General features: G+C 41.0%; 18 protein-coding genes. 7 read left to right on the forward strand and 11 right to left on the reverse strand.

The genetic code is table 11. The features are described from left to right. The first annotated feature begins 51 nt into the window (after nucleotides 1-51). A complete protein-coding gene (locus tag ACVW2L_RS15860; RefSeq protein ID WP_457128934.1) occupies nucleotides 52-789 on the forward strand; it encodes an acyl-CoA desaturase in 738 nt (245 codons plus the stop codon). Nucleotides 790-948: 159 nt separating this feature from the next. Continuing rightward, a complete protein-coding gene (locus ACVW2L_RS15865; RefSeq protein WP_457128935.1) occupies nucleotides 949-2205 on the forward strand; it encodes a pyridoxal phosphate-dependent aminotransferase in 1257 nt (418 codons plus the stop codon). Between the two features lie 111 nt (nucleotides 2206-2316). Here the strand turns inward: ACVW2L_RS15865 and ACVW2L_RS15870 are convergent, their stop codons facing one another. Both ACVW2L_RS15870 and ACVW2L_RS15875 read right to left on the reverse strand, forming a co-directional pair. Beyond that, nucleotides 2317-4713, reverse strand: coding sequence for a hypothetical protein (locus tag ACVW2L_RS15870; protein ID WP_457128936.1), 2397 nt, complete (start codon nucleotides 4711-4713; stop codon nucleotides 2317-2319). A 112-nt stretch (nucleotides 4714-4825) separates the two neighbouring features. After that, a complete protein-coding gene (locus tag ACVW2L_RS15875) occupies nucleotides 4826-5245 on the reverse strand; it encodes a PH domain-containing protein (RefSeq protein ID WP_457128937.1) in 420 nt (139 codons plus the stop codon). A 187-nt stretch (nucleotides 5246-5432) separates the two neighbouring features. On the opposite strand from ACVW2L_RS15875, the gene ACVW2L_RS15880 reads away from it, so the two are divergent. After that, nucleotides 5433-5597: a hypothetical protein gene (locus tag ACVW2L_RS15880; protein ID WP_457128938.1), complete on the forward strand. Its 165-nt coding sequence runs from the start codon at nucleotides 5433-5435 to the stop codon at nucleotides 5595-5597. Between the two features lie 236 nt (nucleotides 5598-5833). Here the strand turns inward: ACVW2L_RS15880 and ACVW2L_RS15885 are convergent, their stop codons facing one another. Then, nucleotides 5834-6319, reverse strand: coding sequence for a hypothetical protein (locus ACVW2L_RS15885; RefSeq protein WP_457128939.1), 486 nt, complete (start codon nucleotides 6317-6319; stop codon nucleotides 5834-5836). A 117-nt stretch (nucleotides 6320-6436) separates the two neighbouring features. Here ACVW2L_RS15885 and ACVW2L_RS15890 point away from each other — a divergent pair, with 117 nt between their 5' ends. From ACVW2L_RS15890 to ACVW2L_RS15900, 3 genes are all read left to right on the forward strand, one after another. Continuing rightward, nucleotides 6437-7534 (forward strand): AI-2E family transporter, encoded by a 1098-nt coding sequence (locus ACVW2L_RS15890; RefSeq protein ID WP_457128940.1) that lies wholly within the window; start codon nucleotides 6437-6439, stop codon nucleotides 7532-7534. 84 nt (nucleotides 7535-7618) lie between these two features. Further along, nucleotides 7619-8341: a DUF2490 domain-containing protein gene (locus ACVW2L_RS15895; protein WP_457128941.1), complete on the forward strand. Its 723-nt coding sequence runs from the start codon at nucleotides 7619-7621 to the stop codon at nucleotides 8339-8341. 3 nt (nucleotides 8342-8344) lie between these two features. Further along, entirely contained in the window at nucleotides 8345-9022 is a 678-nt protein-coding gene (locus ACVW2L_RS15900) for a GNAT family N-acetyltransferase (protein WP_457128942.1), read from the forward strand. Between the two features lie 249 nt (nucleotides 9023-9271). Here ACVW2L_RS15900 and ACVW2L_RS15905 read toward each other — a convergent pair whose 3' ends face one another. From ACVW2L_RS15905 to ACVW2L_RS15940, 8 genes are all read right to left on the reverse strand, one after another. After that, nucleotides 9272-11110 (reverse strand): RagB/SusD family nutrient uptake outer membrane protein, encoded by a 1839-nt coding sequence (locus ACVW2L_RS15905; RefSeq protein WP_457128943.1) that lies wholly within the window; start codon nucleotides 11108-11110, stop codon nucleotides 9272-9274. A 25-nt stretch (nucleotides 11111-11135) separates the two neighbouring features. Further along, the gene (locus ACVW2L_RS15910; RefSeq protein WP_457128944.1) at nucleotides 11136-14573 is read right to left on the reverse strand and encodes a TonB-dependent receptor; all 3438 of its coding nucleotides are present in this window, start codon (nucleotides 14571-14573) and stop codon (nucleotides 11136-11138) included. A 188-nt stretch (nucleotides 14574-14761) separates the two neighbouring features. Continuing rightward, nucleotides 14762-15841: a FecR family protein gene (locus tag ACVW2L_RS15915; RefSeq protein WP_457128945.1), complete on the reverse strand. Its 1080-nt coding sequence runs from the start codon at nucleotides 15839-15841 to the stop codon at nucleotides 14762-14764. Nucleotides 15842-15957: 116 nt separating this feature from the next. Next, the gene (locus tag ACVW2L_RS15920; protein ID WP_457128946.1) at nucleotides 15958-16548 is read right to left on the reverse strand and encodes an RNA polymerase sigma-70 factor; all 591 of its coding nucleotides are present in this window, start codon (nucleotides 16546-16548) and stop codon (nucleotides 15958-15960) included. A 334-nt stretch (nucleotides 16549-16882) separates the two neighbouring features. Continuing rightward, nucleotides 16883-17998 (reverse strand): Gfo/Idh/MocA family protein, encoded by a 1116-nt coding sequence (locus ACVW2L_RS15925; protein ID WP_457128947.1) that lies wholly within the window; start codon nucleotides 17996-17998, stop codon nucleotides 16883-16885. A gap of 15 nt (nucleotides 17999-18013) precedes the next feature. After that, nucleotides 18014-18904 (reverse strand): sugar phosphate isomerase/epimerase family protein, encoded by an 891-nt coding sequence (locus tag ACVW2L_RS15930; protein ID WP_457128948.1) that lies wholly within the window; start codon nucleotides 18902-18904, stop codon nucleotides 18014-18016. 4 nt (nucleotides 18905-18908) lie between these two features. Further along, nucleotides 18909-20480 carry an MFS transporter gene (locus ACVW2L_RS15935; protein ID WP_457128949.1) on the reverse strand — a complete coding sequence of 524 codons (1572 nt, stop codon included), beginning with the start codon at nucleotides 20478-20480 and terminating at the stop codon, nucleotides 18909-18911. 72 nt (nucleotides 20481-20552) lie between these two features. Beyond that, nucleotides 20553-23522, reverse strand: coding sequence for a PVC-type heme-binding CxxCH protein (locus ACVW2L_RS15940; RefSeq protein ID WP_457128950.1), 2970 nt, complete (start codon nucleotides 23520-23522; stop codon nucleotides 20553-20555). Between the two features lie 145 nt (nucleotides 23523-23667). Here ACVW2L_RS15940 and ACVW2L_RS15945 point away from each other — a divergent pair, with 145 nt between their 5' ends. Further along, nucleotides 23668-24543, forward strand: a complete 876-nt coding sequence (locus tag ACVW2L_RS15945; protein WP_457128951.1) for an AraC family transcriptional regulator — start codon at nucleotides 23668-23670, stop codon at nucleotides 24541-24543. The last annotated feature ends 103 nt before the right edge of the window (nucleotides 24544-24646 follow it).

Genomic DNA, 24646 nt, shown 5'->3' on the forward strand with positions numbered 1-24646 from the left:
AACTATAATCGTATCTTTGCCGTTAGTTATACTACAATCAATACAATTATTTTGGCTATCTTACTATTCTTTATAGGGCACTGGTTCCTATCCCTGTTTTTCCAGACATTCTTCCTGCACAGGTACGCGTCTCATAAAATGTTCAGTACGTCAAAATTTAACGAGCGTTTGTTCCATCTGCTTACGTTTATTTGTCAGGGATCGTCTTATTTAAATCCGCGTGCGTATGCGATTATGCACCGCGAACACCATGCATATAGTGACACCGAAAAAGACCCTCATTCACCCCATTTCTTCACTGATGTTTTTCAGATGATGTGGCGCACCGCGCAGAGTTATAAATTATACGAAAAACGCCTTAAAGAACCTGATGCGCAATTTGGCGGGTCATACCCCGAGTGGCGCGCGCTTGATTACTGGGGCTCCACCTATGCATCGCGGATATTATTCGGCATTGGTTATATTGCTTTTTATGTTGCCTTTGCCACGCATTGGTGGATGTTTTTATTAATACCCATCCATTTTGTAATGGGCCCACTGCACGGCGCTATTGTAAACTGGTGCGGCCATAAATACGGTTATTCTAATTTTGATAACGGCGATAAATCAAAAAATTCTATCCCGCTTGACTTTTTAATGCTTGGCGAGTTGTTTCAAAACAATCACCATAAACGCCCCAATAGCTCTAACTTCGCCGCTAAATGGTACGAGATTGACCCTGTTTACCCGGTAATGAAATTGATGCATTGGGTACGCATTATAAGATTACGAAAGCCTTACGTTTCTTAAGGTGAAAGCTCTTAAAGCGAAAAGCTGAAACACCAAAGCTGAAAGCAACCCTTTCGGCTTTTTTGTTTAAAGAAAATCGAGCAAAAGCTTTTTGCTTTATTCTTTTTGCTTTCAGCTTATCCTTATAGCTTTGTGCTTAATCCTTTGAGCTTAAAAAAAATGAAAGTATCTGCATTAGCCGAGAACCTGCGCGGTTCTGAGATAATTAAAATAGCCGGCGAAATAAATGAATTAAAACGTCAGGGTCAGAATATTGCTAACCTTACCATAGGCGATTACGACTCTAACATATACCCTATCCCTGATGAGCTAAAACAAAGCATTGTTGAGGCTTATGCTGCTAATCAAACCAATTACCCGCCTGCGGATGGTGTATTGGCGCTACGCGAAAGTGTATCGGTGTTTTTAAAGAGCCGTTTGGGCCTGGATTACAAGCCTAACCAGATTTTAATTTCCGGCGGATCGCGCCCATTGATCTATTCAACTTTCTTAGCTGTGGTTGATCCGGGCGATAAGGTGGTTTTCCCGGCACCGTCATGGAACAATAACCACTATTGCGATCTGCTAAAAGCCGAGGGCATTATAGTGCAAACTCGGGCAGAAAACAATTTTATGCCTACTGCCGAGGAGCTGCGCCCGCACGTAAAAGGCGCTGCGCTGTTGGCGCTATGCTCTCCACTAAACCCTACCGGAACTATGTTCGGAAAAAAGGACCTGGAGGAAATTTGTGATCTGGTGATCGCCGAAAACAAAAGTCGCGCTACAGGCGAAAAGCCACTGTACTTTTTATATGATCAGATCTATTCGCAATTAACCTTTGGCGATAATCGGCACTTTGACCCGGTTACTTTGCGCCCCGAGTTGAAAGATTACGTGATATTTATTGATGGCGCATCAAAATGCTTCGCGGCTACAGGCGTACGTGTGGGCTGGGGTTTCGGGCCTGAAGGTGTTATCAATAACATGAAAGCCATTGTAGGCCATATGGGCGCATGGTCGCCCAAAGCAGAACAAGTTGCCATGGCCAAGTACATAATGGACGACGTGGCCGTAAACAGCTATCTGGCCACCTTAAAAGCACGGGTACAACAAAGCCTTACCACGTTGCACGAAGGTTTTCAGCAATTAAAGGCAGATGGCTTTAGCGTTGATTCTATAGCGCCGATGGGAGCTATTTACCTGACTATCAAAATTGACTACAAAGGGAAAACTACGCCCGATGGTAATGTATTGCAAACATCTGCTGATATTAACTTCCACCTCATAAAAGAAGCCAAAATAGCTTTTGTTCCGTTTGCTGCATTTGGCACCGGCGATGAAGTTACCTGGTTCAGGGCATCAGTAGGCGCCTGCGGATATGAAGAGATTGCTGCCGCTATACCACGCATACGCGAGGCATTGGCTAAGCTAAAATAATATATTGTCATTGCGAGGCACGAAGCAATAGCACGGAGAAAAGCGGAATATGCCAGACTCGCGATTGCTTCATGCCTCGCAATAGCAGATAAATAAAAGTAAGGAGTACGATTACTTAGTTACCCTAAACGAGGCTTCGCCATAGATAACATCCTTATCTGTTACACCCTGTACTATAATTTTGAAGGGGCCGGTTATATCACTGGTGTAAAACGATACTTCCTGCGTTTCGCCTTTCTTCAACATCAGCTGGCTTTTCCAAAACAGTGTTGATACATATTCCGGCTGGCTGGGACTAAGCTCAGCATAATCTGCCGGATAAAATTCCTGCGCGGCGTATATGCCTTTAAATCTGATTGAATTTGGCTGATTAAGTGGTCGCCCTGATTGGCAACCAGTATAAACCCTCCCCTGATATGTTTCTCCAACCATTGCCGGCCTGCCGAAATGATGGTTTGGACAGTTAAGTATATTATACATACACACATAGTCGCCGCAATCGTTCTCTCTTAATTCCTTACCACTTTGCGAAAAAAAATCATCTTTTTTTGCTTTAATAACGGCCTCTTTAAGCTGAATGGCATGCTCTGACGCCGACAATCTGGATGCGGCCGAAGTTTCCTGCACGGCCATAAGGTATTGCTCCGGGTTTATCAACTTAGCTATTTTTCTATTTACACTATCATAAGGGTTTGCCAGGTTTATCTTATAGTCCGACGGTTTATCGTTGGCTACCATCATCGTCAATTTTTTACCGGCTTCAGTAACTATGCTACTATCTGGTAACACAAAATCTCCGTTTACATCTGTGTTGTGCATAGTTGTAGGTGTGAATGCTACCAAAACTACAGGCTCTTTAAACTTTCCTGCATATTTTTTCACCCTGCCGGTAAAAACTAAGTCTTGGGTATTGCGCACAGTGTCCACCGCTTTTATCTTCAATACATCAGTCCACTTATACCTGCTCCAACCTCTAATCAGCAGTACGTTTTCCAAGTCGCGGCGGTCAATATCATCATTACTAAAATAATTTTCTTTTACAGGCACGCTGCTTAGTTCGCTCTTCAAATAAGTATAGGTCTCAATATCATTTTTATTTTTAAGCTCTACCCTGTTTTCCTGAACAACAGCTACAGATACCGCTCCGGTGGTAGCCTGGCCGTTAAGCTTTATTTTAAGCTTAACTTTTTCGCGTTTAGTATAGTCGTCTTTATCGGCGCTTATCTCTAATTTGGCAGTATTAGTATAATGTGCAAATACCGCACGTTCGGCGTAGGGATGCCCAAGGCTATCAGCCAAAGTTAACTGCATAATACCGCGCGGCATGCCATTCAATAGTATTTTAACCCGTTGATTGGGAAACTTTTCAATAGGTGTTTCAAAAAAAGACTTGCTGTAATTATGGCCCACCAGGTAAAGCTTCTTCAGCGGGTCATTGTTATATATATCCACCAATAGCGTATCGTTAACGATCCCTCGTCTTACAGACAAACCAGGTCCGCTAACAGCATCAGGCAAGTTATAACTTGTAGTATAGTTGGCAGGTGCAAGCTTAACCGTATACTTTTTACCTTGTTTAGGAATTATAGCGAATTTGCCCAACCCATTACCATTTGTATTTACGGTGTTAAGCACTTGCTGATCTTCATAAAGCGTAGCTTCTGTATTGAGCGGCGCTCCTGCTGCAGTTTTTGCTTCCCAGCCAATTATGTTAACAACATCATTCAACATGTTACCACCTTCGGGATAGAAGTTTACCTGGGGGGGCTGCGGCAGAACAGGGAGCGCTATACTTAGATCCTGCACTTCGGTTTTAAACTTAACCTGCACATTTAGGGTATTATTACCTGCACTTAATAAATTAGAAGGTATGTTAAAAACATATTGCCCTTCAGCTGTTTTTACAGCACCCGTGCTTACAGGCTTATTTGCTTTACCCACATAATAGGTAACCGGAACAGACGACGGCGGCGACTTTTCATTCACGAAATTTACCAGCAGTATTACCTTTTGGTTAGCCGCGGTAGCAGAAGTATCTAAGGGGTTAAGTGAAGCGTTAAACAGTTGCTGACTGCCCGTTTTAATGGTTATTTGCTGCTTAAAAACAATATTGGGAGCATTGTTTTTAAGCAAATTTCCGTACGCAACAAGCGTGTAACTCCCCGCTCTTACCGAATCGGGTATGTAGGAATTGCCAAAACAAAATCCGTTAGTTATTACAAACCTGTCGTCCATTAATACGCTGCGGTCATCATCCTTAACCAATGTAAGCGACAGTGTTTTGTAGGGCGAATTATCAATATTGTCTAACAGATAACCAGTAAACCAAACGTTCTCGTTATTAGAATATACGTTCTTGTCAAAGTGCATAAATAACACCGGCGAATGATGTTTAGCATCATATAAATTAAGCAGCGAATCAAACATGGGCCGTTGCGCGTGCAACACATTACCATAAGCAACCAGCAGCAAAAACAGGCAGCAACTTACAAGGTGTTTTTTTAGCACACAAAACATATAATTTTATTAACTATTGGATAGCAGGTTTAAAACGGTTTTGCAATATACAAACTAAGTTTTTAATTACGGATGTGCTTATATGGGTTGCGAACTGCTAAATTCAGGTTTTGTAGGTAACTTTTACGTCGCTATTAATTGCAAGTATATCAGCAATAAATTCAGCCTTATTTTTAGGTGATATTACAACACTATCATATTTGTTATAGGTAATTTCTATCCTGTCTAATGAATTTGCCGGGGCGCTAAAAAAGCTATTGGTTTCTGTAATACTTTTAATGGCGGTGATATCGATTGAAAGATTGACCACAAATCCCGCTTTCACTGTTAATATAGTATCTGCTATGGTATATTTAGTGCCACAGAGTATGTGCGCTACAAAGCCTGCAATAGGTACCATCACTAACATCCCTACCCAATCCGGTTTAAACAGAAGCAGTATAAAGACTATCAAAAAAGGTATGGTTAAAACGGCAATTAGCCAGTTATCAATTCCGGAGTTGTAGGTTTTGGTAGTTTGCATTATCTAAGTTAACAATAGCTGATAAATATCTCATTTTATCTGTTGATCGCCCAATTTATATAACCGGCAATAAGATCTGTCCATTGTAATATCAGATGGTACGCGCGTATTAACTTTTTTAATGTTAATATTTGCATAACGTTATATTTAAAGTAGTTATCTATTTTACCGCTATTAACAATAGTTCATGGAAACAGCTGTAAACTACTGGTGGGTAGTTCCCATTCTAATACTTTTATTGATCCTGGTTGGATGGATGATAAGACGAAATATTAAGGATGAAAAAGATTTTGAAAAAGACTTTAACCAATCCGAAATAAAACTCCGCAAACACGAGGGGGATGCTACGTAATTAAGGCCAGATTTGGGCAACAATCATTGTTTTATTTTGACCAATTTATGCTATTTAGCAATTTCTTAATAGTCAAAGCGATAGCTTATTGCTACAGCTAATTTTTCCTGACATATAAGTTGTTTCGCTTTGTTTCACCAAAAAAAGCAAACCGCTTACTGCCAACTACTTACCAAAAAGCCTTTCCGGTGCGTTCCGCCTGTTCCGGAACGGAACATCTTTCTAATACAGTATAACTATTTCTTCAAACTAACGCTTGGATGGTGCAAAAGCGTAAACCCTGCAGTATTATCAGTTTGTTGTCTGCCGGTTTGGCTGTTCAGTTTCAGCGGCTTTTGCATCAGGTTTTCACCCTTAATTAAAAACTGCAGGCCAAGGGTATCCTGCATACCTTCTTGCATAAAAGTCCATACTGCTTCAACAGTATCGCCTTTCAGGATTCCGTTTAATGCACCCTTACGGCTATCCTTTTCAAACGGATGCCAATACATTTGTCCGCTTACCTTGTTGTTTTTAATAACCAGTTCAATACTGGTTGTGTCTTTATTGCCCGTGCCTTCGGTGTGCAAAAAGCACATGGAAGTTGCCTCCACCTTAATTGGTTTGGCAACAGTGTCGCGGTTAACTATGGTATCTCCAATGCTTTCTTTTTCTTCTGGCGATGTACACGCTGCCATGGCTATAGCAATTACTGTTGGTATTATCAGGTTGTTTATTCTCATATCGTGCGGCTTAAAATGCGTATATGTTTACGCAAGGCTATGTACCAAACATGTTTGGCCTAAAAATGTTTATTAAATGATTCATCCAAATTACGGATGCGCTATTAAGCCCTGCCAATGCCACCAACTCCATCTACTTATCTGCCCCGTATTAGTCACGTTTTGTTTATTATCATAGCAGGTACGGCAATGTTATACGTAGCCAAGCCGGTGTTGGTGCCGGTGGCGTTCGCGCTGGTATTGGCTATGCTGCTAATACCATTGTGCAAGCGGATGGAAAAGGTTGGTTTGAACCGCGCAGTGGCTGTTTTAACTTGCATTCTACTGCTGCTGTTAACCTTTGCTGTAATAATAGGTCTGTTATCATGGCAGCTTTCATCGCTGATAGACGATATGAATAATATAGAGGAGCGACTTACCAGCATGATGCAGAGGATTCAACAATTTATCAGTACACGTACCGGTATTGACAGCAGCCAACAAAAAGAATTGGTAGAGCAAGTAAATAAGGAAGCCCCCGCAAGTATGATAAGCCAGGTAACCGGCATTATAACCGGCGGTCTGGTAAACGTAATATTGGTGTTGGTGTACATTTTTATGTTGATGTATTTCAGAAACCACTTGATGACGTTTATTAAAAAGGCCGTGCCAGCTACCCAACGCGGCAATGTTGCCGATATGGTTCAGTGCGCTGGGGAAGTGTCGCAACAATACCTTATCGGGCTGTCTCAGATGATTGTGACATTGTGGATCATGTATTCCATTGGCTTTACCATAGCAGGCGTTAAGTACGCTATTTTTTTTGCCATCCTCTGTGGCACGCTTGAGATTATACCTTTCGTTGGTAATTTAACCGGAACAGCCCTAACGGTTATGATGGGTATAGTTCAAGGCGGGGATTTTAAACTGATAGGGGGCATCCTTGTTACATACGCACTTGTACAATTTATACAATCATACATTTTGGAACCGCTTGTTGTAGGCAAGGGCGTTAACTTAAATCCACTATTTACAATACTTGGCATTGTTATAGGCGAGGCTGTTTGGGGCTTGCCAGGCATGGTGCTGGCAGTACCTATCTTCGGCATGATAAAGATTTTTTGCGATCATTTTGACGCCCTTAAGCCTTATGGCTTTTTGCTTGGATGTGGCGATAAAGGGAGTAAAAATGATAGCTTGGTAGAAAAACTGCGGGCTGTATTTAGCCGCAAGTAAAAACACTTTTATTTTAATGAGTATTTAGTTCTTTGCGATGTTTACTATACTTGCGAAAAATTTCGATACAATTAAAGTTCATTTATGAAATACAGGATACTGTTAGCTATTGCATTTATACAACTGGCTGCTGTTGGTGTGGCCAATGCGCAAACCAACGAGCTATCGGGCTGGGCCGCGTGGTTTCATACCCAGCGCTTCAACAAACACTGGGGCGCATCGTTTGACGGACATTTGCGCTCCTCTCATCACGCTGACTATCTAAAAACTGTATTGTTAAGGCCGTCTATCAATTACTATTTCGGTAATAAAAATGTGGCCTTGGGTTATGCTTACGTAGGTGCCAGCGGTCGGGCGGGCGATGTAAAAACATTCAGACCCGAAAACCGGGCGTTTGAACAACTAACTATTTCGCAGCCCGCAGGCGTTAATACACAAATAACACATCGCTTTAGGCTTGAACAGCGCTTTTTAGGCGAAACAGCCACCCAACAAAGCGTCTTTTCTCAACGCTTTAGGTATTTTATTAGAGCCGTGGTGCCTTTAAACAGCAAAGAACTGCCTTTTACCAATGGAACATATCTTGCATTAGCTAATGAAGTATTTGTTAACGTACAAAACAAAGAGAAGGTAAACAACCATTTTTTTGATCAAAACCGTGCGTTTATTGGGATTGGACACCGCTTTAACAAAAACGTTGACCTTGAAGCCGGATATCTTAATCAATATGTGCAGCAAGCAAAGGCATATAATATTAACAATGTTATGCAACTTACTTTATTTACCCGGTTTGGCAACAGCAAATAGCCTATGAGTGAAGTATTGAACAATCCAGTATGGCATGCGCTTAACTCAGGTAATAGTCATCTTGGTGAAGGGAACGAAAGGGTAAAATATTTCAATGCTGATGTGTCGCCGTTTATAGCGCTGCGCGAAGCTACTGCCGATAGTTTTAGTGAGTTATACCAAATACTACCTGGCAACCGAATAAATTTTTTTGCTACGCCCTTAATGCTTACTATACCCCCACCCTGGAAGGTTATAGCCTGCGTACACGGCCTACAAATGGTTCATAACGGTATTGCGATAAAAGATGAGTGTGCCTATACAGCAGTTAACTTGTCTACTAATCATTGCGCAGAAATGGTGGCTTTGGCAAAACTCACCAACCCGGGTCCGTTTAACATGCGCACTATTGAGTTTGGTTATTATCAGGGTATATTTAACAATGATAAACTGGCGGCCATGGCTGGGCAACGTATGCATGCCTTTAATTATGCCGAATTAAGTGCCGTTTGTACGCATCCTGACTATGCCGGCAAAGGCTACGCGCGACAACTACTTACCAATCAGGTAAATCGTATTTTAACTACCTCTGACATTCCCTATCTACACGTAAAACACGATAATAAACGTGCTGTTAATCTCTATCTGTCGCTCGGTTTTTCAGTGCGATCTGATATGTACTTTTATATTCTCAAAAATTAATTTCCTCTCCACGACAAAATCAGTTGAGATATTCTAAGCCAAAACGGGCTGTAGGTGTAGCTGTATACAGCAAATACACTTCGATATTTTGAATACACCTAATTTAATATGTGATTGATAATTGCCACCTTATAAATTTTCGCTTCTTATAAATTTCTCAGCATTGCTATCGGTCCGATAAAAATTTCCACAAAAAAAGGGGCTGCTTTAAAAAAGCAGCCCCGCCCAGTGGATCAGTTAAATAAATTATTAGTAACCGGGATTTTGTATAAGTTTTTTATTATTATCCATAACTCCCTGAGGTACCGGGCTTATATACATTTTATCTGTGAACACGTGAGGGTGGTTCAAAGGAGTAACAGTATATGTCCATACACCTGAGTTATCAGCCGGAACTGTATTTTTGATCACCATAGAATGACGATCAACATTTAGTATATCTTTTGCAATTTTCCAACGGATAAGATCATAATAACGACGGTTTTCAAAAGCAAACTCAATACGGCGTTGGTCCCTTATCTCTCTTTGCATTTCAAGTTTGTTCAGGGTGCCAAAATCTACTTTAGGAAGATTAGTGCCCGGACGTTGTCTTACTTTGTTTAAAGCATCATAAACAGATTGATCAGGTGAGCCTAAGGCTTCGTTTTGAGCTTCAGCATATCCCAACAATACTTCGGCATAACGATAGTAAACCTGGTTTTGGCCATTACGATTACCACCTTCAAATGCTGTGTTGTTTAGTTTTTTCCTAAAATAATAACCTGTTCTGGTTGGATCTGAACCATCAAAAACTATCCGGTTACTTTTACCAATAAATGGGCCACCATTATAGTTCGGGCTGTTTTTGTTATCGTCTATACGGGTATAAATAATATCTGTTGTTGGCATCCAATCTTGTTTGTATGGCGCTCCATCGTAAACTATAAACTGGTAGAACCTGTTTTCGCGCCCTACATAAGGATTTTTAGGATCATAACCTGATCCTGTTTCGTTTATCCTTTTTCCATTGGCCATCCTGTAATCGTCAACCAATTCTTGGTTAGGACAATAGTTACCCCAGGTATGGTAGGTACCATATATCCAAACCGGGCCACCGTATTGGTCAATATTATTATTTAATTGGCCACCGATGCCTTGCACCTGTTGTTTATCCCATATCACTTCAGAATTATACTCATTTGCCTCATACCAAAATTTGGTCATATCGTTATATAAGCTGTACTGGGGGAAATTATCCATGAAATATTTAAACGAGGCAGCAGCAGCAGCCCATCTGTTATTGTCTGCACTTGCAAAATGTATCAGGTTATTTGGATCCGCAACACCTGTTGGGCTAGTGCCAGAATTCCATGCAGGGCTTGCAGCATATAATTGCACCCAAGCCTTTACAAACTGAGCTGCGCCTATGGTAGCTCTGCCCGCATCGGTATTACCATTTGAGTATTTTACAGCCAATTTGTTGTTGGTCACAATAGCAGTTAGCTCACTTACAATAAAATTATAAGTTTCTTCAAAGGTATTACGGGCATAGTATATCTCAGTTCCATCATTATTGTTAAGTGTTTTTGTAATAATTGGTAAGCCGCCAACATGTTGCCATAACATGGCATACCAATAAGCTCTTAAAAATTTCACTTCATCAATTCTCTTAGCTGCGTAAGCGGGGGTAAAAACGTTTCCCTTATTTAAAGTAACCTTTTCAATAAAAAGATTACATCTTCTTATGCTTGTGTAGGCATCGTTCCAACTTGCAAAAGTAGCATTACTTCCACCTTGTGTTTCGCGAAATGGCTCACCGCCGTTATTTGATGGGCCTACTGTACCTTGTTTCCACGGCCATGATTTCCACAGCTGTGATCCGTCGTTATCATCAGTAAAACAATCCATCGGATCGGGTGTATTATTCATTGCACAAAGTCTACCGTATATAGCATTTAGAAAAATATCTGCATTACCTTCTGATGCCCATTGCGCATCATCAGCCACAGTACTTTTGTTAATGTTATCGTCAAGATACTTTTTACACGAAAACGTGCTCATTAGTACAACTACTAATAATAGCCTTACTAAAAATTTAATCCTTCTCATAATTTTATTTATAAATTAGTTTATGTTAAAAAGTTGCATTTAAACCAAAAATTACGCTCTTCTGTAAAGGGAATTGTACTTCAGATGCAGGGTTATTACCACCGCCTGTTGCAGTTTCCGGATCAATAAATTTAATCTTACTAAAGGTCAAAATATTTTGGCCGGTTACATAAAATCTAACAGATTTGATCTTTAAAGCCCGTACAACACTGCCGGGAATAGTATAACCTACTGTTGCAGTTTTAAACCTCAGGAAAGAACCATCTTTAACCCAAAAATCTGAATTTGCTGTATTGTTTTGTGTAGGTGCCCCGGCTATTCTTGGGTATTTTGCATTTGGTGTTGAAGGAGTCCAACGATTGTCATAATATTCATAACCAGCGTTAGAGTTATTTTGCTGGAAAGGGTTGGTAAGGAACCCTAAGGTACCTATTGAAGATAAAGAAGATCCCTGGAAGAACGCGCTTACATCAAAACCTTTCCAGTTAGCAGTTAATGTAAAACCATAATTTAATAGTGGTGTAGCATTTTTACCTATAACTACCTCGTCATTTGCATTATCAATTTTATTATCGCCATTTTGATCTTGATATTTGATATCGCCCGGATGTAAAACACCAAACTGGGTTATATTATAACCATCAGCGGCATTAATGATACCATCATTATTTTTATCATCAGATTGTTGGAACAACCCTAAAGAGTGTAAACCAAATTGTGTGCCATTGGGCCTACCAGTTCTGCTACGGTTAGGGTTATTAAAGGTTGCAGCTGATTCAAAAACCTGGGTTAATTTATTGGTAGCATAGGTTAAGTTACCATTTAATCCTAAAACTAAGCCATTGGCAAACCTGTGCGAAGAGCCTAATGATACCTCAAAACCTGAACTTTCCATAGCGGCTGCATTCACTTGAGAAAGGCCCGTTCCGTATTCGTTAGGTACTGTAGTAGTTGGATTAGCTAACATGCCTGAACGTTTTGATTTAAAATAGTCAAACTCAGCATTCAATGCACCGTTAAATAACGTTGCTTCTAAAGCCACGTCTGTTTTAATAGCTTGTTCCCAGGTAATATTAGGATTAGCCTGATTTGTAGGTGTAGTACCTTGTAGCAGGTTACCGGAACCAAAGGCATAAGCGTTACCACCTAAGGTATAAGCATCTACGTATTGAAACGCACCACCAGCCAATGCGCCTGATTTACCCCATGAGCCCCTTAATTTTAAGTTGTTGACCCATGTAACAGATTGCATAAATTTTTCTCTAGAGATAGTCCATGCTCCTGAAAATGCCGGGAAAAAAGCATACCTTTTTGTTGGTGCAAACAGATAGTGCCCATCATAACGGCCCGAAGCCTCTACTGTGAACCGGCCATTATCGTAAGAATCACTTACACGATACACATAACCTACCTGGCTTGATGTATTGGAATTACCACCAATACTATAGTCGTTTTTATTTGAACTACCAAATTGAAACTCGTCTACACTTAACGCGTAATTGTTAATACGGGCATTAAAATTGTCAGATTTAAAGTTACTGGCTGTAGCCACAATTAGTCCCGTAACGTCATGCTTGCCAAATGTATTACGATAATTAAGATAACCGTCATAAGTCAACCTTAAGTTTTTCATATTACTCTCAGTCAAATAAGTATAGCCAGTAGCGGCTCCTTCAGCAGTAGATACAGCCGCTGTATAAGTATATGGTGTAGTGCTTAGGTTAGCAGTATAATAATAAAACGGTTTGTGCCAATTTTTTCCATTTTGGTTTACAGGGTCGTAACTTAGCACACCTTTAATGCTTAAACCTTTAATTGGCAATTTTTGCTCAAGGCTTACACTTGATAATAATGTGTTATAGTAGCCTCTTGTATATCCACCAGAATTAGTTACAATTGCAGGGTTTTGAGCGGCAGAAGCACCATACAAGCCATTAGTATATCTATAAGGGTCAGTAGGTATATATTTGTATACAGCACGTAATAAGTTACCAACATTCCAATCAGGATCTAAGCCATCATCTTTTTCTTGTGAACCATTTAATGACATAGTAAAGGTTGTAGTATTAGTAACCTTTGCTACCACGTTCATGCTGTAGGTGTAATGTGTATAACCTATTTGGTCAAACATACCCGTTTGTCTAAGAAACCCTAAGTTGGTAAAAAACTTGATCCTATCAGTACCACCGCTTACCTGAACGTTATGGCTTTGATAAGGGGCACGCATTTTTATTATATCCTGAGGAGTAGCTATAGGATACCTATCAGGGTCAGCAGCATTCATAGTTAAGTAATTATCTATCGTGCTTTGTGGAAAAGGCTTGTTTACACCACCCGGAACATCATTTAAATAAGCTTCGTTACGCAGGCGCATATAATCCTGAGGACCCAATACTTTTGGAAGATAAGTTGGTCCCTGGAAACCGTACCACGAGTTTAGTGTTATTGTTGGGGCACCAATTTTACCTTGTTTAGTAGTTATTAAAATTACACCGTTGGCACCATTTAAGCCATACGGTGCTACCGCGGCCGCATCTTTCAAAATAGATACCGATTCAATACTATTAACATCTACCTGGTTTATGTTGCCACGTACTACGTTATCAACAACAACCAAAGCCCCATTGTTACCTGTTGTATTTACACCACGTATTTGAATTGACGAGTTACCGCTACTACCAGGCGCGCCATTTGACTGACGACCAATTACACCTGCCACCCTGCCTACAAGGGCGTTACTAATATTTGGTACAGGTGCCTGTGCTAGTTCAGCGCCCTTTACGCTACTAACTGCACCGGTTACGCTGGATTTTTTTTGTACACCGTAACCAACAACTACAACTTCATTTAAAGTAGCGTTTTCTTCTACCAATGAAGCATTAATTGTAGTTTGTGTGCCCGCGGTTATTTCTTGTGTAATAAACCCTACGTAACGAATAACCACTACCGAGGTTCTGTCTGCAACGCTGATGGTATAGTTACCATCACCATCAGTAACAACTGCGTTTACCGGATTAGCTTTTTCAAACACTGTAACGCCCGGCATAGGCTGGCCTTTACTGTCTGTTACTTTACCTTTAATTGGGACAGCAATTGCAATGGGTTTAGTTATTATAACCAGGTTTGCGTTCACTTTAAAACTAAGGTCGCTATTGGCAAGTACCTGCGATACTATTTGATTAATAGAGGCATCTGTAGCCTCAAGGTTAACTTTATTGTCAAATCCATTAAGCACCGCGTCACTATATAGGAAACGATAATCTGATTGTTTTGCAATTTCCTTTAGGGCAGTTTGAAGGGATGCATTACGCAATTTGATGCTTATCTTATCCTGGCTGTAGCCCTTTGAAAAGCCTTGTAGTGAAGAGATTATGACAAGCAGCAAGATACATTTTGACATAATGAGAAACTTTAATATGCGTTTATTTCGCACCCGTAGGGCGTCAGAAATATTTTTTTTCATAACTTTGATTGGTTGGTTTTTTAACTATGTTCTCTTTTACTGTAAGTAGTTAAGACAGCGTCTATTTTGCGGGGGGTGCGCCAACACCTTCCGCTTTTTTTTGCACTATCTACTGAGGGGTAGGTAAGCTTTTTTATCTCATATATCTCTCCTTATAATTTAGGTATGGTTTTAGTATAATTGGTTTATTATTTATAAATGACTATTTGATTATTGCGTTCGGCTTTAAACTTGAACTGACCGCCGCCTGCATCCTGTAAGCCTAACATTGCCTGGTTCAGGGTTTCGTCTTTAAAAGTTCCGGTTAATACCAATGATTTTACAGACTCGTCCTGAAATTTAATAGAAACGTTATAAAAACGCTCCATGCGCGCTGCAATGTCATCAAATGTTTCTGATTCAAAGGCAAGTTTCTTTTCTATCCACTGTGCTTCTACAGGTAGCGGATCTCTATCTTTATAATGAATGTTGCTTAATGTAATAAGAGGTATAGGTACAGTTCTACCTTTTTCAACAAGGTCAGTGGCAGCAGGCGTTACCTCCAGGTTGCTGTTACGTACCGTTATTTTCTCGCTGGGTTTTAAAATTATCTTTTTGTCGGGATTATTTACCAACATAACCTCAATTGAACCATGCACCAACGCAGCTTCTGATTTTTTTTCGTTAGCGAATGCCCTAACGTTAAATGCGGTACCCAGCACTGTAAGGTGCATTGACGCCGTCTTAACAACAAATGGATGTTTACGATCTTTAACAACATCAAAATAAGCTTCGCCAACCAGCGTTACTTCTCTGCGTTTAACACCAAAGTTTTTTGCGGGAGTAAGTGTACTTTTAGCATTTAGCCACACTGTTGAGCCATCCGGCAGTTTTATTTTTTTAGGTGATGCGGTAGGCGCAACTACGTTATTTGCAAGGTTACTGTTAAATACGTCGGCTTTAATCAGTGTGAACGTAATTGCCAGCGCTACCAGGATAGACGCTGCAGCAAGCCAAATAATATTACGTTTACTGCCTCTTTGCAATGGAATAACAGCAGGTTCAGGGGCTATTTGTTTCTTAAACTCGTTCCATCTTTCATCAATCTCATCGTCAGATTTATGGGGTGATTCAATAGTAACTGCCAGTAACGTATGTTCAAGTTCCTCTATAGTATGGCCACTATCGCCACTGTTGGCAATAAGGCTTTGCAGCTCTTCAAGTTCTTGCAAAGTAGCTTCACCCGAAACCTTTTTACCGATCAATATCCAAATGCGATTAGCAACCATTAACGAAAGGAGGCTTTTTTACAGGGCATACCCTAGTGGAAAAAAAAATTAATAATATTTCTGCAGCAGATTATCGCCGGTTGCGTAAGAAACACCTACAACGATGTAGTATTGAGTCAATTGAATATGATGGACTTGAATGCGTCCTGAACTACCGGTTTCTTGTTGTTTGAGATATTTTCGCTGATCTTCTTCAGGGCGTTACCCATGTGGTATTCCACATTCTTAACACTTACATTTAAAATTTCGGCCACTTCTTTATACTTCAAACCGTCTTCCTTCACTAACTTAAATACTTGTTTACATTGAGGTGATAACCCTGCAATCGATTGATTTATTATAGCTAACAATTCAAGTGACATCATTTCCTCTTGCATTGTAGGAGTGTTATCCTGAATGTCAAAATCTTCATCAATGCGGATGTAGCTAATTTTGCCGAGTTTACTTAATTGCCGCAATGACGCGTTTTTTACAGACACGTACAGATAAACTGTAAAATTATTAACGTGAGCAAGGTTTTTCCTTTTTTGCCAAACATTGAGCATCACATCATCATATACCTCGTTGGCCAACTCTTCAGATTTTACAACAGACAATGCAAGCCTGAATAAACGACTATAGTATCCTTTGTAAATTTTTTCAAAGGCTACCTGGTCGTCTTCAAACACAACTCTCTGAATAGCTTCCTCTATATCCTGAATTATCATATTAGCAAATCCCACCGGAAAAGTACGTGAGGGGTATCACGGATTAACCTTTAAGGAGTATTTTACAATTGGTTATTATTCGAAATTAGATAATAATATCTTACAAACAATAATCTTTTTTTTTATTTTTTTTTAAACCCCCTTAAAATAGTTTGTAAAATGTTTGTAACCAACTGTTAAACAACTTAATGATTTATGGTAAAAGGGCCTAATAAAAAAAGCTAACTAGTTAAATATCAGTAGAGAAATAGTAAAGGGGCCCTAAAGCCCCTTTACACCCGATTATACTAAAATGGACCCGCAACATGGAGTTGCCCGGGCCAACCTTAATTTATTATTTTGCTAAAGTAAATTGAGGCAGGTTTATTTTTTTGCCCCCATCCATTGCCGACTCGTGTGCCAATATACCCACGCAGGTTATATTAGCCGACTGCCTGGCGTTAGGAAAAGGCTCGCGTTTGTTAACCAATGCCGATAAAAACTCATTTACCAGGTGCGGGTGCGAACCCCCGTGGCCCGATCCCTGCAAGAAGGAAAGATGTTGATTGCTATCAGCATCATATACACCACCTGTGGTGAAAGCCTGTATTTCTTCGGGTAGCAGGTGTGCATAATCTGGTATTGTAACTTTCTCGGGTACCTCACCTGTGTGAATAACAGATGGCTCATGCTCAATTAAGGTCCACTCAAATGTTTTTTTAGAGCCGTACACGTCAAAGCTTTCGCGATACTGACGAGCAGTATTAAACAAAGAGCGTGTTACTTCTGCCGCAAGGTCAGAAGCTTTGAACTTAATATGGCAGCTTTCAATGGCAAATGGCGAACCGTATTTTGGTATAAGGTTCTCATCAATTGTACCCGAACCAAAGCAAGACACGTATTCGGCATCGGCTCCGGCCAACGCCACTACCGGGCCAACGCAATGTGTTGCGTAATGCATTGGTGGCAGCCCTTCCCAATATCCCGGCCAGCCTGCCATTTCCTGCTGATGCGATGCGCGTAAAAACTGCAATTTGCCTAACTCGCCTTTCTCATACAATTCCTTAACAAACAAAAACTCGCGGCTGTAAACTACGGTTTCCATCATCATATAAGTAAGGCCGGTTTCTTCAACGGCTTCAACAATTTGGCGGCATTCTTCTACCGTAGTAGCCATAGGTACGGTGCAGGCCACGTGCTTACCTGCCCGCAGTGCTTTTATTGACTGCTCTGCATGGTTTTGAATAGGCGTGTTAATGTGTACAGCGTGAACTTCCGGGTCAAGTAACAACTCATCATAGTTGGTATAGCGTTTTTCAATACCAAAAGCATCTCCAACTGCGTTCAGTTTTTCTTTATCGCGCTGGCAAATGGCATACATATTTGCATTTTTATGACGCTGGTAAATCGGTATAAACTCGGCCCCGAAACCGAGGCCCACTATGGCAACATTAATTGTTTTGTTCTGCATAAATTTTATAAACTACTATAAACTATATTGTTGAATTTTTACAGGTTTTGCGGCCCATTCCTTTAAAAAAGCCAGCCCGTTAATGGCAAACTTATCCTGACTTTCAGCCAATGGGTGCCATATACATACTGCCTGCGCCAACTCTTTGTTATTTGGCGTAAAGCTCTCTATTGATATGGCGCCGGTATAACCAATCTCCTCAAGCGCGGTTCTGTATGCGCCCCAGTTAGTTTGGCCGGTGCCGGGCGTACCGCGGTAATTATCGGCTACTTGTACGTGTAATAACTTATCGCCGGCAAGTTTTATAGCTGCTTCCAAGCTTGGCTCCTCTATGTTCATGTGGAAACCGTCAAGCAATATTTTTGCTGCCGGATGATTGATATCTTTTATCAAACGCACAACGTCTTCGCAAGTATTTACCAGATCAGACTCAAACCTGTTTAGTGGTTCAATAGCAATTTCCAAGCCCCGCTCTACCGCCATATCACCAACTATACGCAGGTTTTTAACAGCTAAATCCCATTCGGCTTGCCTAAGCTCGGGCGGTAGCATACGTGCCTTACCCACTGCAGAGTACATTGGCCCGGCAAAAAACTTAACATCCCATAAGACACAAAGGTCCATGCAGGCCGCAATATATTTGAAACAGTTTTCATGTACAGCCGGGTCTTCATTGGTCAAATCCCGGGTTGGGCCAAAGGCCCCACAAACAAGGGCTTTAAGTCCGTATTGTTTAAGCGCGGCCTTTACCGCATTGCCATCAACCAAATCAGGATCTTCCAACGCAATTTCAACCAGATCATAACCCATTGCGGCTATTTTTGAGAACAGTTCATCAATAGTCGATGTTTGAAATGGCGATGTCCATAACCAGGTACTTACCCCAAATTTTATATCTAAAGGCATCCGTTTAAATCTTAATAATATCCTCTTCCTGCTTTTTTAAGGCAATTACTTTATAGCCCCCTTTTGAGCGGAAATACAATATCAACAATACAAAACTCACAAACATAACTACAGGAAAAAGCAGCCAGCTTTTTAACGCTTCTTTCTTGGCCCCATCTTGTATGTTTTTTACAATACTCTGCTCGCCTTGGCCAGCTACAGAAAGCTTTGTTTGATCTAAACCTTGATAATCGCCAAAAACGCTTGTCTTTTTCTCTGTTACGTATGTTGAATGAATTGCTGTATTGTTAGTTGCATCGTACTTAGCAATGTTTTGATCAATTGTTTTATCCTGTATAAAGCCTAAAGCACCCGCGCCAATAACTCCTGCTGCTATCATCCCCAAACCACCTGTAATGTTTAATGTTAAAGCACCGCCTTTTGGAAAACGCTCTGATACCATGCCCAGCATGGTTGGCCAAAAGAAAGTTTTAGCTATACCATAAATGGATGCCGCTACTAATACCATTACTCCTGACGAACCGGATAGTAAGTACAGCCCAATTATGGCTATTGCAGCACATAGTGCCAGCAAACCGGGCGATGAAAACTTGTGCGATATTGGTCCTGCAAAAAACCTTAGAACAAGCATAATTAACGAAGTATAAACTAATACCCAACCTGCCTGTAAACCTATCTTCTGGGTTTCCGGCGTCATCAGGTCGCTTATCCAGCTATCAGTACCCAATTCGGTGATAGCCAGCGGTATCATTATTAAAAGAAATATTACAAACAATGGTTGGCCTAAACTACGTGTGTAAAAACCGAAACCAGCGGCAATTACAAGCGTTGTTATAACGCTTACTGTAGGTGACCATCCGGGAATGTATGGTTTCAATACTGCACCCAACTGAAACACTATTAATGCCGTAATAATAAGAGCCCCAAGAGCGCCAACTTCTTGCAGCATTTCTTTGTAAGACACGCCTGCCTGAACGCGTTCATTAAGCGGAAATTTAACAAAAAACGTTATTACCGCATAAATTACTGTAGGTATAAATATTAGGGCTATTTTGTATTCCCAACCCGTACTTTCGCCAATCAACAAACCCATTATACCGCCTAAAACCAAGCCACCGGCCCAACCCGCATGCAGGCGGCTTAACCATTTTACCTTATCATTAGGAAACATAGTCGCAGTTACCGGATTGGCTACGGCTTCAACAGTACCTGCACTCAGAGCGCCAATAAATGTGCCTATGTAAAGCGACCAATACCCGGTAGCAAAAATGGTTATAATTGTAGATGTAAGGTGACAAATTACCCCAAATATCATGGCAGTTTTATAACCAATTTTATCAATTATCAAACTGAATAGTACAATACTGATGGCAAAGGGCCATAAACCTACCCCCGATATTTCCCCAAGCTGTGTTTGGGTTAAGTTAAACTGATGCCCCCATGTAGGTAGTACAATTGCGCGTAACACAAACCCAAAAGCAGTGGTGACCAGAGCAATAAAACATGCGTAAAATACTTTCAGATCTGGTTTAACTGCTGTGGCCGTAGTTTCCAATGTATTTTTTTTAGCTGCCATTTAGTTTTTTAAGGTTAAAAACCTGTCAGCTGTAAATTCAGTTGACAGGTTTATGTAACAAGGTTTAGGTATTTATCTTTGTCCCGGAGGGCCTGCAGCTGCTGTAACCGTAAGCACCCCGTTCATTATTCTCCAGTGACCAGGGAAAGAACAGATGAATGGATAATCACCAGCTTCCATCGGGACGCGGAATCTAACTTTTACTGACTCGTTAGGGTTGATCAATTTTGTTGAGAACAACACTTCAGGCATCTTTGGAATGTAGTTCATCTCGATGCCTTTAGGGTCTTGTGCCAGCTTATCAGCAGCAGCGCCAACTTTTTCAAGACTGCCTTTTTGAAGTATTAATAGGTTATGCTGCATAAAATCGGGGTTGGTGAACTCAATTTCGATAACACCACCTGCTCTTGCTGTAAGCACCTTGGTATCAAACTTCATTTCGTTCTGTATAACACCGATTTTCACAGCTTGAATCCTATTTGCAGGTACACGGGCAAGGGCTTCCTGCTCTACAGACTCTTTGTTTTTTGCCAGAATTGTTTCTGCCGCACCTTTTACATGTTTAGCTACGCCAACTTCTAAGGCCATTGCTATCCACTTGTCTTTAGCATTTACAGGGTCTTTTTGTGCAGCCAATAACAGCGCACCTATTTCATCAGATTGTGGCATATCTGTTAACGCTAATATCATGTCTTTGCGGGCATTCAGATCAGCATCGTTTATAACGTTTGCACCTAACAATGCTTTCGATGTTCTGGCTGTTACAGGCAGAACCTGGGCAGCAGCTTTACGCACACCGGCGGCAGGATGTTTAAGCGCCCCTTCCGCAACTGTTAAAGCTTCTGCATTTGATCCGTCTAATAATCCTAAACCATGCAGTGTCCACAACGCGTGTATAGCCGTTGGGTTTAAGCCTATCTCGTCAAGTTTGGTATCGCGGATCAAGCCGTATAATTGCGGTGCAATTGCTTTATTGCCAGACTCAACAATTAAACGCTGAGCTGTCATGCGCCAAAACATATTGTCGCTTTGCAAACCTTTAATCAGGTCGGCAGGGTCGTTTTTATCTAATTTTTTAATTTCAGATGGTTTAGCGCCATCATAAACTATGCGGTAGATACGGCCATGAGTACGGTCGCGCAACGGGTTTACATAAGCGTTACCCTTACCATTCTCAAAACCTTTTGGCACAGGGTTGTGCTGGATAATGTAGTTATACCAGTCTGACACCCAAACAGCGCCATCAGGGCCAACTTCTGTATGCACGGGGGCCATCCACTCGTCAGCGCTGGCTAACAGGCTCCAACCATCTTTTTCTTTAAACCCGGATCCATCTTTTTCAAGTATTGCGCGGTGAACAACGCGGGCGGTAGGCTCGTTAACAAATGCTATACGGTTCCAGTATTCTTTAGGGAAGTTACGCGCGGTATACAGGTTATGCCCCGCAGCAGCAGTAAAGCCATCAAACACATCAACCTGACGCAGGTTTTTTGTAACCGCGTGAACGCCGTAGTGACCATCAATTTTCAATATAGATGTAGCTGCCGGTAAGCCTGTGGTAGTTAAATAGCGCTGAGGTATACCCAGGTAATCACTATGAGAGTTGTTAGCAGTTGAATAAAACACATCATTGTTTTCAGAAAAACCAACGCCCCAGGTATTATTGCTTAGGTTGCCCATGTGCTCTAACCATTTACCATCTGGTGCAAAACGGAAAGCCGCGTTGCTAAATTTCATTTGTTTGCCGCCAACAGTACCGTTAAAACCAGAGTAACCCACTGTACCCCAAATATTGTTGTCAAAGCCATAATGTAAGCTTGAGATAACCGCGTGGGTATCATTAAATCCCCAGCCGGATATAAGTGTTTCTCTTACATCGGCTTTATCATCGCCGTTGGTGTCTTTTAAAAACAGGGCTACCGGTGCCTGCGAAACTATTATGCCGCCGCGGGCAAATACTATACTTGTTGGTAAATTAAGGTGATCAGCAAAGATGGTGAATTTATCAGCCTTGCCATCGCCGTTGGTATCTTCGCATATCTTGATACGGTCTGCACCCTGATCTTTATTTTCTAATACCGTGTTAGGGTAATCAACCGTTTCAACTATCCATAAGCGCCCTTTTTCGTCCCATGCCATAGCAATAGGTTTTTCTATTTGTGGCTCTTGTGCAAACAATTGCATTTTAAAGCCTACCGGTATTTGCGTTAGTAATTGCGACTCCTCAGGAGATAAAACAGCCTGTAATTTCGGGGCCGGGTCACGTTTCTCATAGTTAGGAATAGCAGCATCGCTGTAGGTAGGTTGTGGTTTTTTTAACTTAGAAAGCTGTTTGGCAGCATCTTTACCAACCGCCCATAAAATGCCGTTGTAAACCAATTGCTTAAAGCCCGGGTTATTAAACGTTTTTTCGTCATGCCCATAGGCGGTGTAGAACACACGGCCTTTGCCATAAGTATTTGTCCAGGTGTATGGTTCGTGATGGTCGCCCTCTACACGCTCAGAAAGCACGTGTATTGCGGGGTTTATTTTTGTGTGAACATAGGTTTCATCCCAAGTGGTAAACGGAACCATATCTTTCATTATCTCATGCTTTTTATCCACTATAACCATCGGGAAATCGGCAGTTTTATGCGATTGAAACTGGCCACCAATTAACTTAACCACTTCATCATTATTGCGGAAACAGAACGAAGCAGAGTGCAATGGAATAAAGCCTTTACCGCTTTTTACAAAAGACAATAATGCCTCGGCCTGCGAATCTGTAATTCTATCGTAGTTGGCATATACTATAAGCCCATCATATTTTGATAGAGTGGGTGTGTTCAGATCGTTAACATCAGTTGTATAGGTAATGTTAATTCCACTCTTAAAATACTCTTTAGAAAGTATCTCTGCAAGTTTTTCTGAGTCGTGATTTTTAGGGGTATGGCCTAAAAATAAAAGCTCTAACCTATGCGGCCCGGCGCTTTTAATAAACGTTCCTTTAAAGCTGATAACTGCCACCAGGCAGATCACAGCAATCGCAATGTATTTTTTCATGAACTTGGTTAATATTGGTTTGCGCTAATTGTGCAATTAGCTATAAAACAAATATGAACATCTAATCCACTCCTTTTTTATCAAAAACTGACTGTATTTTGCCATTGATACAGTATTTTAGCATGCATTAATGCAATAATAACCCATGAGAACCGCCATACACAAGCACTCAATACCTGATTCACAGATATTTACGGTAAAGTACCTGGAAGATCATTATTTTGATCCGGTATGGCACTCCCACTCAGAATACCAGTTATTTGTACCTCTTGAAGGCACCGGAACCCGGTTTATTGGTGATAGTATCAAAAATTTTACACCTAACGAGTTGATTCTCATTGGTTCAAACCTACCCCATTTGTGGCGGAGCGACGAGTCTTATTTTGAAAAGAACGCCACTTTAAAAGTAAGCGGAATTGTAATTTACCTGCAGGAGAGCTTTTTGGGCGGGCACTTGATGGCAAAGGATGAAATGGTGCAATTAAGAAATTTCTTTAAAAAGTCGTCGCGCGGGTTAGAGTTTCATGGCAAGGTACGGGTAGCGATAATTGAAATGATGAAGGAGCTTTTAACCTTAAGCGGCTTACCTGCCTTTATTCATTTGCTAAAAATACTGAATACACTTGCCAACACTAAAGAGTACGGCTTCATATCGCATAACGAATATATTGATCCTTTTAAAAAGGATGAAGCGGACCGCATGAGCAGTGTTTATGAATACATTCTTAAAAACTATCGCAAAAAAATTCACCTGAATGAGTTGGCTGACCTGGTTTGTATGACACCGACCTCCTTTAGCCGTTATTTTGCTGCGGCTAATAACAAAGGCTTTTCCAAATTTATTACCGAGCTGCGGGTTAAACACGCTTGTAAATTACTAACGGAAACCGATCTGAGCGTAGCCGCTATTTCCGAACGGACAGGCTTTAAAACACTGTCTAACTTCAACAAGCATTTTAGGGATGAGATGAACAAAAAACCTACCGACTATAAGAAGGAGTTTTTGCAGATATTGAGTTGAAGCAACTCCGTTAGGAGTTAAACTTCGGCAGGAAAGTAACGACGAAGATAATCTTGTCATCGGTACGATACCTAAGTGGCATACCTACGGCATGCTTTATCTG

The organism is Mucilaginibacter sp. HD30 (genome assembly GCF_054061755.1).